Here is a 13,829-nt window from a genome sequence, read left to right as displayed (position 1 = left end):
TTTTCCCTGGTCGTTAAGTGCTTGTAATCGCTGGCTTTAGCGGCCATCGGCCGCGGCGGTTTCAATGTCCGGCGATGAACGGCGTCGCCACGAATGCCACCGTCTTGCCCGCCACGCTGGCGACGCCGGTGATCCGGCCCAGGTTGTCGATGTCGTTGGCCGCGGTGAGCAATGCGGTGTTCCCGGGCGAGATCAGCAGGTTCAGATCGCTGGGTACGCCGTTCTGCCAGATCACGGCGCGGCAGTCGCCGCCTGCGCTGTTGCAGGATTGGCCCACGATCTGGCGCCACTCGTTGATGCCCAGCGCTTGGCCGCGGCCGAGTTGCTCGGCATCGTGGGCAGGCAGCAGGTCCAGGCGCTTGATCGGCTGGCCCTTGGTCCACAGGAAGGCGCGCGGCCGGAAGGAGGTGCCGACCTCTGCGGAACGGTTGGCGAAGCCGACCACGTCGCCGCGTTGGTTGATCGCCATCGGCGTGTTCCAGGCGATGCCGCCGAAATCGCCGATGTCCTGCGGCTGGCCGTTCTCCCACAGCACATTGCTTTTGGCGCTGAGCCCGCCGACGGCGTTGCTGCAGGCGCCGGAGATGCCGACGACCTGGCCGCGGTCGTTGATCGCCGTGGCCGAGCTGACGCCGTCGCCGGGCAGAGGCGGAAGCTCGCGCAACTGGTGCTTGCCCGGGCCCCACATCGCGGCGCGGAACTGCAGGACCTGCGGCGCGGTGCACTCGGGATCGTGCACGCCGTTCTCCGCCCAGCCCACGGTCTGGCCCCAGTTGTTGGTGCCGGTCGCGAAGCTGTGCGTGCCGCCGGCGAACGGCGGCAGCCGGGTCATGATGCCGTTCTGCCACTTGAAGCCCATGCAGCGTTTGCCCGTGGCCGTGGCTTCGGGGAAGAAGAAGCCGCAGCTCCAGATCTCGTTCAGCGGATCGGGTTCGTCGGTCTGGGCGATGCCGGTGACGATGCCGCGTATGTTCTTCACCGGCCACAGCACCGCGCTATTGGTGCCCGCGCCGCCGAGCGTGCCCAGGTCGGTGCGCGCGTTTCCTCGCCACAAAACCGCGTGGGTGACCTGTTCGCCTTCGAAACTCGACTGGCCGGCGACCCAGCCGCGGTCGTTGATGCTGTTGCCGGAAGTGGCGTTGCCGCCGAGCGTGGACAGCAGTTCCAGCCGGTAGCGGATTTGCAGCGATGAGCGCGATGCTTCGGAATCCGCAGCGTAGGCCGGGCTGGCCATCAGCGCCGCGGACAGTACGGAAAGTGCGATAGAAGTCTTCATGGGGCCTCCTTCGGGCCGAGCGAACCCGTGGCGGCCGCGCGTGCGCGGCCGACGGATGACAAAGGACGTCGGTTTGTCTTCGCGCGCAACGCAGAACTGTTGCGCGGCATCGGTATGCCACCGCTGCGTTGCGTTTGCTCGCCGTTTCCGGACAGGTTTGCCGGCGGCAGCGGGCGCGGATCGGCGAGCTCCGCGCCCGCGACGTCAAGTTTCGGCTTTCGCCAGCGTCTCCCGATGCGCGCGTCGCGCAACGCGCCAGCCGATCACGCCTGCGAAGGCCAGCACCAGCGCTGCGATCAAGAAGGCCGCGCCGGGATGCGGCAAGCGCGCATCAGGCCCGATCGATACCGCGTAAAGCGTGCCGAAGAACAACGGCGACAGCACGCCGGCGATGCTGGCGACGCTGTTGTTGGCGCCCTGCAACTGGCCCTGTTCGGATTCGGAGACGCGTTGCGTCATCAGCGACTGGATCGTCGGCATCGCCAGGCCCCACAGCGCGTTCGGCAGCATCGCCAGCGCGAACAGCAGTCCGCTCGGCGCCAGTCCCATGCAGGCGATGCCGACCGCGCCGGCGAACAGGCCGAACACCATCGTCTTGCGGTCGCCGAAACGCTTCACTACCGGTCCGACCAGAACGCCCTGGACGAGCATGTCGAGTACGCCGACCATCGCCAACAACACGCCCACCTGCCACGGGCTCCACCCGTAGCGGTAGCCGGCGTACAGCACGAACACCGCCGAAAACACGTGGTGGGCGAAGTACAGCAGGAAGTTGACGCCGGCCAGGCCGAGCAATTCGTGATGCGACTGCAGCAGCCGCATCGCGCCCAGCGGATTGGCGCGGCGCCACGAGAACGCCATGCGTTTTTCCGGCGGCAGCGACTCGGGCAGAATGAGGGCGCCGTACAGGAACGCGACGCCGCTCATCGCCGCCGCCGTCCAGAACGGCGCACGCGGCGAAATTTCGCCCAGCACGCCGCCCAGCAGCGGTCCTGCGACGAAGCCGGCGCTGAACGCGGCGCCGATCAGCCCGTAGCCGCGCGCACGCTGTTCCGGTTCGGTGATGTCGGCCATGTACGCGTACACCGTGGTGAAACTTGCCGACGTGATGCCGGCGACGATGCGGCCCAGCGCCAGCCACCACAGGTCGGGCGCCACGGCCATCAGCACGTAGTCGGCGGCCAAGCCTGCGGTGGAGAGCAGGATCACCGGCCGGCGTCCATACTGGTCGGACAGCGAGCCGATGATCGGCGACGCGACGAACTGCATCAGCGCCCACAGCGCCACGAACACGCCGTTGATCACGCCGGCGCGGGCATTGGAGCCGGTGAACTGTTCGATCAGCGTCGGCAGCACCGGAATGACGATGCCCATCGCCACGATGTCCAGCATCGCGGTGACCAGAATGAAGGCGATCGCGGCCTTGCCGGCGCGAAAGTCGGTAAGAGACATGAGTGGGTTTCCGAGAATGGAGGCGCGCGGCCATGGGCCGCGGCGGGACAAGGGGCATCCGGGGTCAGGCGACCCGGGAGCGGTGCGGCTTGTCAGTTAAAAAACAATTCTCATAGCGGCGGCCTCGGCGAACCGAGCGGCGATTCTACACGACAAGAGCGGCGGGGGAACACCCGCATAGCAGACCGCTCTTCGTAGGAGCGGCTTTAGCCGCGAGCTCTTCCTCACATTCCGCGTTAGCAGATCCCTCGCTGCGCTCGGGATGACACGAGAACGGTGAATACGTCACTTCACCGGCAAACGCGACGCATGGCTGGCCACGATCACCCAACCCTCGGGCTTGCGTACGTAAGTGTCGGTGAACTGGAAATCCAGCGAATAGGGCTTGCCGTCGCTCTTGCCCTCGACCCGCGTGATGCCGGTGGTCACCGCGGCGTCGCCGTACAGGCGGACGACCGTATCGCGGTTGCGGAACACGTCGTATCGCGTGCCGCGGCGCAGGTCGGCGACTTCGTCGGCGCGGGTGGTGACTTTGCCGGTGGAACTGGTCAGGGTGAACGTCGGGTCCAGATGCTGCTCCAGCCATTGCGCATCCTCGCGCTCGAACGCCGCGCAGATCTCGGTTTCGGCCTGCAGGATCGCCTTGACGTCATCGGCATCGGAGGCGAAGGCGGGCAGACAGGCGAGCAGGGCGGCGATCGGCAGCGACAAGACAAAACGATGGGGCATGGCAGGCTCTCCTGTAGTGCCGTCAATTTAACCCACGCGCATGGGCAGGCTGCAGGCTATTGGCGCTGCCGGAAATGACCGTACCGGTGCTTGCCGAGCCGGACTCGGCGCGTTAGACATTTGTGTGCTAGACGCGTTTGCGTAGCGCTCGCGCAAATCGGCAGGAGAACGAGCAGCCGCGTTATGCGCCGAATCCCGGGTGCGCTGCGCTTACCCGAGCTACGCGGACTGGCTCAGCGTTTTCTCGAAACGCCACACTTCGAGCGGGAATGCGCCATCGGGGGTCGGCAACTCATCGATCATGTTTCCCGCCAGCACCCAGCCGTTTTTCTCGTAGAACCTCGCCGCCCGGTGATTGCCTATCGCACAGGTCAGCCAAGTGGCATGGACGCCGCGATCGCGCAACCGCGCCTCGCCATCGGCCAATAGGGCAACGGCGACTCCGGTGCCTCGCGCGGCGGCCGAAACGAAGAGTTGATAGAGCTCGTCGCCCCGGGTGATGCACAACCCGAGCGGCTGCCCGGGTTCGCCTATTACCCGCACCTGCGGCATGAGTGATTGCAGCCTGCTTCTGAAACTCTCCAGCGTCCGGTACTTGGCGAGCGCCGGCGGCAGGATAGGCGCATGCGAATCGACCCACCCTTCGTGCCAAAGCCGGGCCAAGGCATCGAGCTCCGTTTCGTAGGCAGTCCTGACTTCCACCCCGGTTCTCCGTTGACCCAGGCTCCGATGGGGCCGATGGATAGTCGCCACATAAAAAAGTCAGGCTGCGAAGCCTAACCCTTTTTTCTTGGTGCGAAGGTGGGGACTCGAACCCACACGCTCCAGCGGTGCCGACCGCATCTTGATGCATGCGGTGTGGGGTCCAACGTATCGCTTGGGCCACTACGGCGGATATGCGAATCGGGCGCCCAACGTAACGCACATTCCGCTTGGTGGGTGCAGGGTCGGCATCTCCCAGAGCTGTCGACCCTTTTTTCGCCTCGAAGCCCTTGAAAAACGTGACTACCATCACAATTCCGTCGTGGTGGCGGTAGTTTAAGGGGAGAGGATTGTGCCGTTGCCACGAGCCAATATGTCGTTCAGGTTTCTTGTGGGTAACGGGGTGGAAACACTGTGTGTAGTGGTCTGTCTCATCTGATGAGACCACATATAGTGGTTGCAGGTGCTTGTTAATTCGTTAAAGGGTGATAAAATCGAGACGAACTGTCCCAAAAAAAACGCCCCGCATGGGCGGGGCGCTTGTTCTACAACTGACAGCTAAGGAGGGAACCACAACCTAGAACCTGAACAGACTGTCCAATGGTTCGGATAGTGGATCGCGTTAGCTGCCCGTCCTGGCAGACACGAAAGTATAGGCCGATATGGCCCCTTTCGGCAAGCATCTATGCAGGTCTCCACTTCCGGCCAAGTGGCCATCTTCGATCCCTACTTGGGGACGGCGGTGTTCCGTTGGGCAGTCGCAATGACTGAATCCAACCAACGACCAGAGGTGAATCGCAATGAGCGACAAGAAGACCACTCAGTACCGCAGTGCGAAGTCCGGCGAGTTCGTCACCAAGCAATACGCCGAAACGCACAAATCGACCACGGTCAAGGAACGCAACAACGTTCCGAAACCGTCGCCGTCGAAATCGCGCGGTAAATGAGAAACGGAAGGGGACAGCGATGTCGCCCTTTTTTCATTCGTAGATGCAAAAGGAAATCAAACAGATATGAGCGCTGTCCCTAAACCCCATGTAATTTTGAATCCCCGGTTGTCTGCCAGAAACGCGGCAAAGTATTTCTTATTGCCCGGTGCAGACCAAATACGGTTACTGCGAGATCAGAAGTTCCCGAGATTGGAACCGCAAGTTTTCAAGCAGCCGTACTACGCAATCTCGAAGCGCGGAATTCGCGCTTTTCTAGAGCGTGGCCCTGAAAGTTTAGTTGATACCCGAGCCCAAATTCAGAGGATGCGTAACGCACCTCAACGTATGCATCTAACCAGGGTGCTGGGCGAATTTTTGAATTCAGAGCACGCCCAGCGCGGGTTGAAGCCGATCTCATTTCCTCGCTGCCAAGCATACATCCGGAATCTTGAGCTTCGTCTCTCTCCGGATTTGGTGGCATATGAAGGTAAGGAAGAGCGCTTTATATATTTCAATGAGAAGGCTGAGCAGTGCAGCCCGGAAGTGGCACGGATTACGCTTGAAATTGCCTACTGGATTCTCAAGCAGAATGGGGTGGAGTTAAAACCCCAACAGCTAGAGTACATCGATCTATTTACGGGGGTCCTTTATCGAGGCCGCAAACCTCGAAAGAAGACGATGCAGGACTTAGAAGAAAACGCGCGGCTGATTGAAAGTTTGTGGCCAACGATCGAGCCGTAAAGTTATCCCCTGCTCACATCCATGGCGTACATGAGCAGGGGCATTTAACGTCATATCGGTAGCGTTTGTCGTATTCTCAGGGGTACTAAATGGCTATTAAGTACACCAGCTCGGATGACATCTATAGGGAGCTGGTTGAGGAGTCTAATCAAAGTTGGCTGCTTGGTTTAGTGGCTTTTGCAATTGTTGAGGAGCAGCGCATTGAATGGATCAAGCACAAGCTAGATACCACAGGAAAGCGCCCAACTTCTGCACAGATTGATGATTGGTATGCATCGCAACCGCAGAGTGTTTTGATCCGTGCGAAAGGTGAGGCAGAGTCTGCGTTAGAGGCTTACGGTGCAGAGGCGGTTGAGGAATTTGATGCGACGTATCGGAAAGATATCGAAAACGGCATTGTTGTTGGCGCCATCAAGGATTTAAAGCGATTCTGGCCACAGTTCTTCATGAATCTAGGAAGCGGCATCCTGAGTTCGTTTATTTTTGCAGCTCTTCTGATATGGCTGGCGTTCTTGCTGTTCAATGAGCCGTCAACCAGTGATATATCTTCAAAACTTAAACAAACATTGGAGTTGAACGATGGCGAAGTCAGAGCAAACAAGTAAGCGTGCTGCGAGCGCAGCGTCTAAGGTTCTGCGCGAAAGCGGATCTAGTAAGTCTGCGAAAAGCGCAGCAGGCTCTGCGCTAAGTCAGCGCAGCAATTCAAAGTCAACGTCAGGCGGCGCCGCGTCTGCTGCCTCTAAGGCCCTGCGCGGCGCCGGTACAAGCAAATCAGCGAAGACTGCGGCGGGTTCGGCGCTCACGCAGAAGCCAGGTCGCGGCAAATAAGACGTGCTTAAACTGCCGATCTGCTAGGCCGCCTTAAGCGGAGTTACAAAGCATGTATAAATCTGCGGTTGCCCAAAAGGAAAGGGCCTAGCCTCGCGGCTAAGCTCTTGTTTTTCTTGGTGCCGAAGGTGGGACTCGAACCCACACGCTTTTAAGGGCGGCGGATTTTGAGTCCGCTGCGTCTACCGATTCCGCCACTTCGGCGCGGCCGCAAAGTATAGCGGAGTGGGCCAGGTCATCGCGACTCGCCCTCACCCAACCCTCTTCCGCAAGCGGGAGAGGGCTAGAAACCGCCGTAGCGGGCCATGGCCGCGGCGCAGACCAGGATCACCGCGATCAGCATCAGCTCGAAGCGGATGATCCGGCTCAGGCCGGCGACTTCCGCGGCGGGCGGGACGAAGGCCGGATCTGCCTTCAGGGCCTTGCGCCAGCGCAGGAAGCGCAGCGTCGGCCAGATCGACAGCACGGCGGCCAGCAGGAAAGCGCCGACCTTGGCATGGAACCAGGGATTGTGCAGATAGAAGTCGTAGCCCTTCATGCCATGGAAGACCCGGGCGAAGCCGACCGCCAGCAGCAGTACCGCGACGATGCCGTAGCCGCGGTCCACGCCGCGCAGGCGCTCGAGCGCGGCGGCGTCGATCGGGCGGGCCAGCAGCACCGATTGGGTGACCAGCATCGAGATCAAGCCGAAAAACAGCAGATGGTGGAACGAAGCCAGCAGAAGATCGGTCAGCATCGGGCTACCTGTTCGGTGGCGGATGGCGTCCGCGCCAGGCGGATACGAACGGTTCGGCTCAGGCCGCTTCGTCGGTCCGCAACTCGCTGTCGGTGCGCAAGAACCACTCGCCCGACTGCGGCTGGAACTTGGAGCAGCACTCCATCGGCGCCTTGTAGATATGCAGCGATACCGCGACGCGGTCGGCGCTGGCGTTGCCGATGGTGTGGTATTCGTGCGGCGGAATCAGGCTGCCTGCGCTGCCGGGGCCGGCGTGCATGCCGCCGGCGGCGCGGAAGCGGAAGCGGTCGCCTTCGCGTTCCAGCAATTCGTACTGCGTGATTTCCAGTTCGCCGTCCCAGACGCCTTCCACGCACCACAAGCCGGAATGATCGTGGATCGGCGTACCTTGGCCGGGGCCCCAGGTCATCGCCACGACGCTGTAGCCGTGCTCCGGGCTGCGGTAGATCTCGCGGCGCGCGTAATGGTCTTCGATGGGTTCGAACACGCAGTCGGGGAGATGCACGTCCGGATCGCGGATCAGCGCGCACAGGCTGTTGCGCAGCGCGGCGGTGACGGCGTGCTCGTCGGCTTGCGCGACGGCGGCGTCGACCGCGGCGACCAGCTTGTCGCGACCCTGGAATTCGACGCTGTGACAGTCAGACTGGATGGCGTTCATACGGGCATTCTAACGCCGTGGCCGGGCATTCGCTCGCCGTCGCGAATTACCGGCCGGAACGGCGCATTAAAGCCCTGCCCTTCAAGGGGAGGGCTGGGTGGGGATGGTTTTAATCCCGGTAGCTGAGGTGGAGCTCAAAACCATCCCCATCCCAGCCTTCCCCTTGAAGGGGAAGGGGTTAGAGCATGGCCAGGAACCCGGAGACAGCCGGCCCGAACCGGTCGATATCCACCAGGAAGGCGTCATGGCCCTGCGGCGACTCCAGCGCTAGGAAGGCGGCCTGATTGCCGCCGGCGCGCAGCCCATCGGCGATCTGCTGTTGCTGCTGCAGCGGGAACAGGATGTCGGTATGCACGCCGATGGCCAATGCGCGGCCGATACGGATCCGCGCCAAACCATCGTCCGCGGATCCGCCGCAGGATTCGCCCAGGTCGAACCAATCCATGCAGCGGCTGAGATAGAGATAGCAGTTCGGGTCGAAGCGCCGCACGAAGCGGCGGGCGTGGCCTTCGAGATAGCTTTCCACCTCGAATTCCAGGCCGAACGGATCCTCGTCGTCGCGCCGGTCCGAATCCAGCCGGACGCGGCCGAAGCGGCCGTCCCATTCCAGCGCCGAGCGATAGGTGATCACGCCGAGCTTGCGCGCCATGCGCATGCCGCTTTCGGGGTAGTTCTGCTCGTCGTAACGGCCGTTGTTCCACTTCGGATCCAGGCGGATGGCCTCGCGCTGCAGCGAGCGGATCGCGATCGAGAACGGCAGCGCGCGCGCCGCGCCGGAGATATTGATATGGCTGCGCGCGAACGACGGATGCCGCGCCAGCAAGGCGAGCGCGGTCATGCCGCCCATCGAATTGCCTATGACGCAGGCCAGCTGCTCGATGCCCAGCGAGCGCGCCACGTGCACGGCGGCGTCGGCGATGTCCTCGATGGACAACTCCGGAAAGGCGAGGCGGTAGAGATCGCCGGTATCGGGGTTCACCGACGCGGGACCCGTGGAGCCCTTGCAACTGCCGAGCGAATTGACGCAAACCACGAACCAGCGATCGCTGTCGATGGGCTTGCCGGGGCCGAGCATCGCTTCCCACCAGCCGGCTTCGGGGTCGCCTTCGTTGGCGGCCGCGTGCGCATCGGGCGACAGGCCGGTGACGATCAGCACCGCATTGTCCCGCGCTGCGTTCAATGCGCCCCAGGTTTCGTAGGCGATGCGCGCGCCGTGCAGTTCGCCGCCGCGTTTCATCGGAAAAGGCGAGGGCAAGGTGGCGAAGCGGGTGCCTGGGGGGATGAATTCGGTCATGGGCCAGTTTAATGTGTTGCTTTTCGTGGGAGCGGCTTCAGCCGCGAGCTCTTGATCTTAGGCGCATGCACCGGTGTGAAAAAAGCTCGCGGCTGAAGCCGCTCCCACGAAAAGCCGCTTTCATAAGGATTTGGCGCCGATCACCAGCTCCACCGGCTGCTTCGCCGGCAACGCCACCCGCATCGGTTCCGATTCCAGGTCGCCTTCTTGCCGCATAGCGTTGCCGCTGGCCGACAAGCGCGCGACGATCTCGACTTCCTGCAGCGCGGACAGCTTCTGGGTAGGCATCGGGCCGTCCGCGTCGTCGAGCACGACGGTCAGCGGCAATTCCTGGAGCGAATGCTTTTCGACCGCGACCGGCATCGGTGGGCCGCCGGGTTTGCGTGCGATCACGAACACGCTCGCGTCGCCGCGCAGGCGCACGCGCGAAGCGAAATCGGGGTCGAGCGACACTTTGACGGTCAGCGCCGTAGCGCCGGCCGCAGGCTGCGCATTCTTTTCGGCGGCCGGCAAGGGCGGCAAGCCTGCGGCGGTGCGTGCGGCGTCGATCTGCGGGCGCAGCGTGGCGGCGGTGTTCTCATCGACCATAGCCAGCAATGGTTCCCAGGTCTGCGCAGCCTCCGCCGGCTTGTCGGCCTGACGTTGCGCGATGCCCAGGAACCAGCGCGCGCGCTGATGCTGCGGCGAGCGCTTCAGCACGACTTCCAAGGACGCCACGGCTTCTTGGTCGAAGCGATGCTGGGGATTGGCCAGGGCGCGCGATTCGGCGTATTCCACCTGCACGTCGTCGTTGTCGGGAGCCAGCGCCGCCGCCTTGGCGTAGGCATCGCGCGATTTTTCCGGTTGCTGCCGCTCGCGATAGGCGCGACCGAGCAGGCGCCAGCCGTCGATCTGGCGCGGGTCGCGTTGCAGATCGCCTTCGAGTTGGGCGATCGCTTCTTCGATGCTCGCGGGTGCGCGCTGCGCTACCGGGTCGAGCGAGGCCGGCGTGCCGACCAGCCAGTACAGACCCGCGGTCGACAGCAGCAATGCACCGGTCAACCCGGCGGCGGACGCAGGGCGGCTGCGCCACAGCGGCCGCAGTACGAAAGCCACAGCGAGAATCGCCAGCAGGGCGGCGAGGACGATGAAAAGCGCCATCACCACTCCTGTTTATCGTCGGCCGCCACGCTTAGGTCGCTACCGCGCCTGCGCACCACGCGATAGACCACGAAACCGCCGATCAGCAACAGCGCGGCCGGGCCGAACCACAGCAGCCAGGTCTTGGATTCCACGCGCGGCTTGTACAGGACGAAATCGCCGTAGCGCTGGGCGAGGAAAGCCTTGATCTGCGCATCGGTTTTGCCCTGACGCATCAGTTCGAGCACTTCGGCGCGCAGGTCGTGGGCGATCATCGCGTTGGAATCGGCCAGCGACTGGTTCTGGCACATCACGCAACGCAGTTCGGCGGCGAGGGCGTGGAAGCGGCGTTCTTCAACGCTGTTCTGGAATTGCAGCGGGGTGGGGTCGGTGGGGGTTTGGGCATAAGCAACGGATGCAGTAAGCGCGAGCATCGCGACGATTGAGAGCGCGAACCTCTTCACCGTCATCCCAGCGAAAGCTGGGACCCATTTTGATCCTGCTTCGATAACGAAACGGCTCAAAGACAAAATGGGTCCCAGCTTTCGCTGGGATGACGGCATAAGGCAAAGGCGCTGGATCCCGGCTTTCGCCGGGATGACGCCTTTTGGGACAGAGTGGGCGGCGGACATCAGCGCTTGCTCTCGGCAGCTTCCAACGCCGGCAACAACTCTTCCATCACCACCGTATCGGTCAGCGGCCCGACATGCTTCCAGCGGACGATGCCTTTCGCATCCACGAGGAAGGTCTCTGGCGCGCCGTAAATGCCCCAGTCGATCGCGGTCTTGCCTTCCACGTCGGTAACGACCACGAAGAAGGGATTGCCGAACTGTTCCAGCCAGCGCAATGCGTCGGCGCGCTCGTCCTTCCAGTTGTAGCCGATCACGCGCACGCGCTTGGTTTCGGCGAAACGGGTCAGCACCGGATGCTCGACGCGGCATTCGGCGCACCAGCTGCCCCAGACGTTCATCACGTACGGGGCGCCGCGCAATTGCCTGGACGAGACGCGGTGGCCGGGGTCGTGCAGCACCGGCAGGTCGAACGCTGGCGCGGGCTTTCCGATCAGCGGCGACGGCAGCGCATCGCGGTTGGGGTTGCGGCTGAGCCAGACGCCGGCGGCGAGCAGCACGCCCAAGGCGATGAAAACGAACAGTGGTAACCAGCGTTTCATCAGTCGCTGTCTCCTGCGGATACGTCGGACATGCTTTCTTCGTGGCGGCGCGGCGCGCTTTCGCCAGAGGCGTCGGGCCCGTCGGCCCAGGGTTGCGCGCGCTTCACCGCGCGCTCTTTAATGAGGGCATCGTTGCGCGTCGCGCGAAAACGGCGATCGGACGCGGCGACGAGACCGCCCAATGCCATCAATGCCGCGCCGAACCAGATCCAGCGAACGAACGGTTTCACGTGCACGCGCACGGCCCAGGCATCGTTGCCCAGCGGTTCGCCGAGCGCCACGTACAGGTCGCGGAAGACGCCGGGCGCGATGTCTGCCTCGGTCATTACCTGGCCGCCGCTGGCGTAGCTGCGTTTCTCGGGGTGCAGCGTGGTCAGCGGCACGTCGTCGCGCAGCACCTGCACGGTGCCGCGGTCTGCGACGTAGTTGGGGCCTTCGTGGTGCGTCGCGCCGTCGAAGCGGAATGCGTAGCGGCCCAGCTCGACCGATTGGCCCGGCGCCAGCGCGAGCTCGCGCTGTTGGCTGAGGCCCTCAGTCAGCAAGGCGCCGACCAGAAAAACTGCGATGCCGACGTGCGCCAGCGTCATGCCCAGCATTTCGGCGGTGAAACGCGCGCCGTTGCCTGACAAACGCGTCCAGAGGAAGCGCAACGTTCCGGCCGCGACCCAGGCGGCTGCGGCAAGCCCGGCCGCGGTCTTCAACGGGCCCTGCGGCGCCAGGAAGAACGCGGCGATGCCGATGCCGAGCGCGAGTCCCAGCCACGGCACGAGCATCCTCATCGGACGCGACACTTCCTCGCGCTGCCAGCGCGACACCGGACCGAACGGCAACAGCAGCACCAGCGGCGCCATCAGCAACACGAAAAGCAACGAGAAATACGGCGGGCCGACGGAAATCTTGCCCAGCTCCAGCGCATCGGCCAGCAGCGGATACAACGTGCCGAGCAACACCATGCCGCAGGCGGCGACCAGCAGCAGATTGTTGGCCAGCAGCAGGGTTTCGCGCGATGCCGCGGCGAAAGGCTTGCCCTCGTCCTTGGCCGGCGAGCGCAAGGCGTACAGCAGCAGCGAGCCGCCGATGACGATGCCGAGGAAGATCAGGATGAAAAGCCCGCGCGAAGGATCGGCCGCGAACGCATGCACGCTGGTCAGCACGCCCGAGCGCACAAGGAAAGTGCCCAGCAACGACAGCGAGAACGTAGCGATGGCCAGCAGCAGCGTCCAACTGGCGAAGCTGCCGCGTTTTTCGGTGACGGCCTGCGAATGCAGCAAGGCGGTGCCGGCCAGCCAAGGCATGAAGCTGGCGTTTTCGACCGGATCCCAGAACCACCAGCCGCCCCAGCCCAATTCGTAATACGCCCACCAGCTGCCGAGCGCGATACCGGTGGTGAGGAAGGCCCACGCGACATTGGTCCACGGCCGCGTCCAGCGCAGCCAGCGCGCATCGATGCGGCCGTCGAGCAGCGCGGCGATGGCGAACGCGAACGGCACCGCGAAACCCACGTAACCGACGTACAGCATCGGCGGATGGATGATCATGCCCGGGTCCTGCAACAGCGGATTCAGGTCGCGGCCCTCGGCGGCGGCCGGCAGCAAACGCAGGAAGGGATTGCTGGTGAAGATCAGGAAGGCCAGGAAACCGACCGTGACCAAGCCCAGCACGCCGAGCACGCGCGCGATCACCGGTGCGGGCAACGATTTCGAGAAGTACGCCACCGCCCCGGTCCACAAGGCCAGGATCAGCGCCCACAGCAGCAACGAACCTTCGTGCGCGCCCCAGACCGCGGTGTAGCGGTATACCACCGGCAATAGCGAATTGGAGTTCTCGGCGACGTACTGCAGCGAGAAATCCTGGGTCACGAAGCCGTAGGTGAGGATGGCGAACGCCAGCAGCACCAACGACAGCTGCGCGTAGGCCGCCGGCCGCGCGACCGCCATCCACGCATCGATGCCGCGCTGCGCGCCGACCAGCGGCAATGCCGCCTGCAAGGCGGCGATGAGCATCGCCAGGATCAGTGCGATTTGGCCGAGTTCAGGCAGCATGGTGGCGCTCTTGCGGCTCAGCTGCGGGGAAGTGCGACGGCAAAGCGCCAAATCCCCCTGCGCCCCCCTTTTTCAAAGGGGGAGAAAGCAAAGAGCCGCGATTGCTGCAGCTCGGCGAGCGCACTGCTGTTGCTGTTCCCCCCTTTGAAAAA

14 protein-coding genes and 1 tRNA gene are annotated in these 13,829 nt (G+C 63.4%); 3 read left to right on the top strand and 12 right to left on the bottom strand.

Features of this window, described 5'->3' with window-relative positions; genetic code table 11:
* Nucleotides 1–61: 61 nt before the first annotated feature.
* The 4 genes from M2650_RS04175 to M2650_RS04160 all read right to left on the bottom strand — a co-directional run bounded on the left by M2650_RS04175 (nucleotide 62) and on the right by M2650_RS04160 (nucleotide 4,120).
* Entirely contained in the window at nucleotides 62–1,276 is a 1,215-nt protein-coding gene (locus M2650_RS04175) for a hypothetical protein (protein WP_249471593.1), read from the bottom strand.
* A 204-nt stretch (nucleotides 1,277–1,480) separates the two neighbouring features.
* Nucleotides 1,481–2,728: a TCR/Tet family MFS transporter gene (locus M2650_RS04170; RefSeq protein WP_249471592.1), complete on the bottom strand. Its 1,248-nt coding sequence runs from the start codon at nucleotides 2,726–2,728 to the stop codon at nucleotides 1,481–1,483.
* Between the two features lie 285 nt (nucleotides 2,729–3,013).
* Nucleotides 3,014–3,457, bottom strand: a complete 444-nt coding sequence (locus M2650_RS04165; protein WP_249471589.1) for a nuclear transport factor 2 family protein — start codon at nucleotides 3,455–3,457, stop codon at nucleotides 3,014–3,016.
* Between the two features lie 219 nt (nucleotides 3,458–3,676).
* Nucleotides 3,677–4,120: a GNAT family N-acetyltransferase gene (locus M2650_RS04160; protein WP_249471586.1), complete on the bottom strand. Its 444-nt coding sequence runs from the start codon at nucleotides 4,118–4,120 to the stop codon at nucleotides 3,677–3,679.
* A gap of 839 nt (nucleotides 4,121–4,959) precedes the next feature.
* Here M2650_RS04160 and M2650_RS04155 point away from each other — a divergent pair.
* The 3 genes from M2650_RS04155 (at nucleotide 4,960) to M2650_RS04145 (ending at nucleotide 6,434) form a co-directional block, all read left to right on the top strand.
* On the top strand, nucleotides 4,960–5,106 hold the full coding sequence (locus M2650_RS04155) for a hypothetical protein (RefSeq protein ID WP_249471583.1): 147 nt from the start codon (nucleotides 4,960–4,962) through the stop codon (nucleotides 5,104–5,106).
* A gap of 66 nt (nucleotides 5,107–5,172) precedes the next feature.
* Nucleotides 5,173–5,829, top strand: coding sequence for a hypothetical protein (locus M2650_RS04150; RefSeq protein ID WP_249471580.1), 657 nt, complete (start codon nucleotides 5,173–5,175; stop codon nucleotides 5,827–5,829).
* An 89-nt stretch (nucleotides 5,830–5,918) separates the two neighbouring features.
* Entirely contained in the window at nucleotides 5,919–6,434 is a 516-nt protein-coding gene (locus tag M2650_RS04145; protein ID WP_249471577.1) for a hypothetical protein, read from the top strand.
* Between the two features lie 340 nt (nucleotides 6,435–6,774).
* Here the strand turns inward: M2650_RS04145 and M2650_RS04140 are convergent.
* The 8 genes from M2650_RS04140 to M2650_RS04105 all read right to left on the bottom strand — a co-directional run bounded on the left by M2650_RS04140 (nucleotide 6,775) and on the right by M2650_RS04105 (nucleotide 13,677).
* Nucleotides 6,775–6,861 (bottom strand) — tRNA-Leu (locus M2650_RS04140).
* 79 nt (nucleotides 6,862–6,940) lie between these two features.
* Nucleotides 6,941–7,393 carry a DUF2214 family protein gene (locus tag M2650_RS04135; RefSeq protein WP_249471574.1) on the bottom strand — a complete coding sequence of 151 codons (453 nt, stop codon included), beginning with the start codon at nucleotides 7,391–7,393 and terminating at the stop codon, nucleotides 6,941–6,943.
* Nucleotides 7,394–7,451: 58 nt separating this feature from the next.
* Complete coding sequence (locus tag M2650_RS04130; protein ID WP_249471571.1) at nucleotides 7,452–8,051, bottom strand: cysteine dioxygenase family protein; 600 nt, start codon at nucleotides 8,049–8,051, stop codon at nucleotides 7,452–7,454.
* 178 nt (nucleotides 8,052–8,229) lie between these two features.
* Complete coding sequence (metX, locus tag M2650_RS04125) at nucleotides 8,230–9,345, bottom strand: homoserine O-acetyltransferase MetX (protein ID WP_249471569.1); 1,116 nt, start codon at nucleotides 9,343–9,345, stop codon at nucleotides 8,230–8,232.
* A gap of 120 nt (nucleotides 9,346–9,465) precedes the next feature.
* Nucleotides 9,466–10,485 (bottom strand): tetratricopeptide repeat protein, encoded by a 1,020-nt coding sequence (locus M2650_RS04120; protein ID WP_249471566.1) that lies wholly within the window; start codon nucleotides 10,483–10,485, stop codon nucleotides 9,466–9,468.
* Nucleotides 10,485–10,898 (bottom strand): cytochrome c-type biogenesis protein, encoded by a 414-nt coding sequence (locus M2650_RS04115; RefSeq protein ID WP_249471564.1) that lies wholly within the window; start codon nucleotides 10,896–10,898, stop codon nucleotides 10,485–10,487. Before M2650_RS04115 ends, M2650_RS04120 begins: the two co-directional genes overlap by 1 nt.
* Nucleotides 10,899–11,095: 197 nt before the next feature.
* Nucleotides 11,096–11,635: a DsbE family thiol:disulfide interchange protein gene (locus tag M2650_RS04110; protein WP_249471561.1), complete on the bottom strand. Its 540-nt coding sequence runs from the start codon at nucleotides 11,633–11,635 to the stop codon at nucleotides 11,096–11,098.
* The gene (locus M2650_RS04105) at nucleotides 11,635–13,677 is read right to left on the bottom strand and encodes a heme lyase CcmF/NrfE family subunit (RefSeq protein WP_249471558.1); all 2,043 of its coding nucleotides are present in this window, start codon (nucleotides 13,675–13,677) and stop codon (nucleotides 11,635–11,637) included. The genes M2650_RS04110 and M2650_RS04105 overlap by 1 nt, the downstream gene beginning before the upstream one ends.
* Nucleotides 13,678–13,829 lie beyond the last annotated feature (152 nt).

The sequence above is a fragment of the Luteimonas galliterrae genome, assembly GCF_023374055.1.
Lineage (GTDB): Bacteria > Pseudomonadota > Gammaproteobacteria > Xanthomonadales > Xanthomonadaceae > Luteimonas_C > Luteimonas_C galliterrae.
The sequence above is the reverse complement of the archived record's forward strand: the minus strand, read 5'-3'. Positions and strand labels throughout refer to the sequence as shown.

Coding starts and splice junctions, on each gene's coding strand:
- M2650_RS04175 (WP_249471593.1), bottom strand. CDS start 1,276: ATGAAGACTTCTATCGCACTTTCCGTACTGTCCGCGGCGCTGATGGCC.
- M2650_RS04170 (WP_249471592.1), bottom strand. CDS start 2,728: ATGTCTCTTACCGACTTTCGCGCCGGCAAGGCCGCGATCGCCTTCATT.
- M2650_RS04165 (WP_249471589.1), bottom strand. CDS start 3,457: ATGCCCCATCGTTTTGTCTTGTCGCTGCCGATCGCCGCCCTGCTCGCC.
- M2650_RS04155 (WP_249471583.1), top strand. CDS start 4,960: ATGAGCGACAAGAAGACCACTCAGTACCGCAGTGCGAAGTCCGGCGAG.
- M2650_RS04150 (WP_249471580.1), top strand. CDS start 5,173: ATGAGCGCTGTCCCTAAACCCCATGTAATTTTGAATCCCCGGTTGTCT.
- M2650_RS04145 (WP_249471577.1), top strand. CDS start 5,919: ATGGCTATTAAGTACACCAGCTCGGATGACATCTATAGGGAGCTGGTT.
- M2650_RS04135 (WP_249471574.1), bottom strand. CDS start 7,393: ATGCTGACCGATCTTCTGCTGGCTTCGTTCCACCATCTGCTGTTTTTC.
- M2650_RS04130 (WP_249471571.1), bottom strand. CDS start 8,051: ATGAACGCCATCCAGTCTGACTGTCACAGCGTCGAATTCCAGGGTCGC.
- metX (WP_249471569.1), bottom strand. CDS start 9,345: ATGACCGAATTCATCCCCCCAGGCACCCGCTTCGCCACCTTGCCCTCG.
- M2650_RS04120 (WP_249471566.1), bottom strand. CDS start 10,485: ATGGCGCTTTTCATCGTCCTCGCCGCCCTGCTGGCGATTCTCGCTGTG.
- M2650_RS04115 (WP_249471564.1), bottom strand. CDS start 10,898: ATGCTCGCGCTTACTGCATCCGTTGCTTATGCCCAAACCCCCACCGAC.
- M2650_RS04110 (WP_249471561.1), bottom strand. CDS start 11,635: ATGAAACGCTGGTTACCACTGTTCGTTTTCATCGCCTTGGGCGTGCTG.
- M2650_RS04105 (WP_249471558.1), bottom strand. CDS start 13,677: ATGCTGCCTGAACTCGGCCAAATCGCACTGATCCTGGCGATGCTCATC.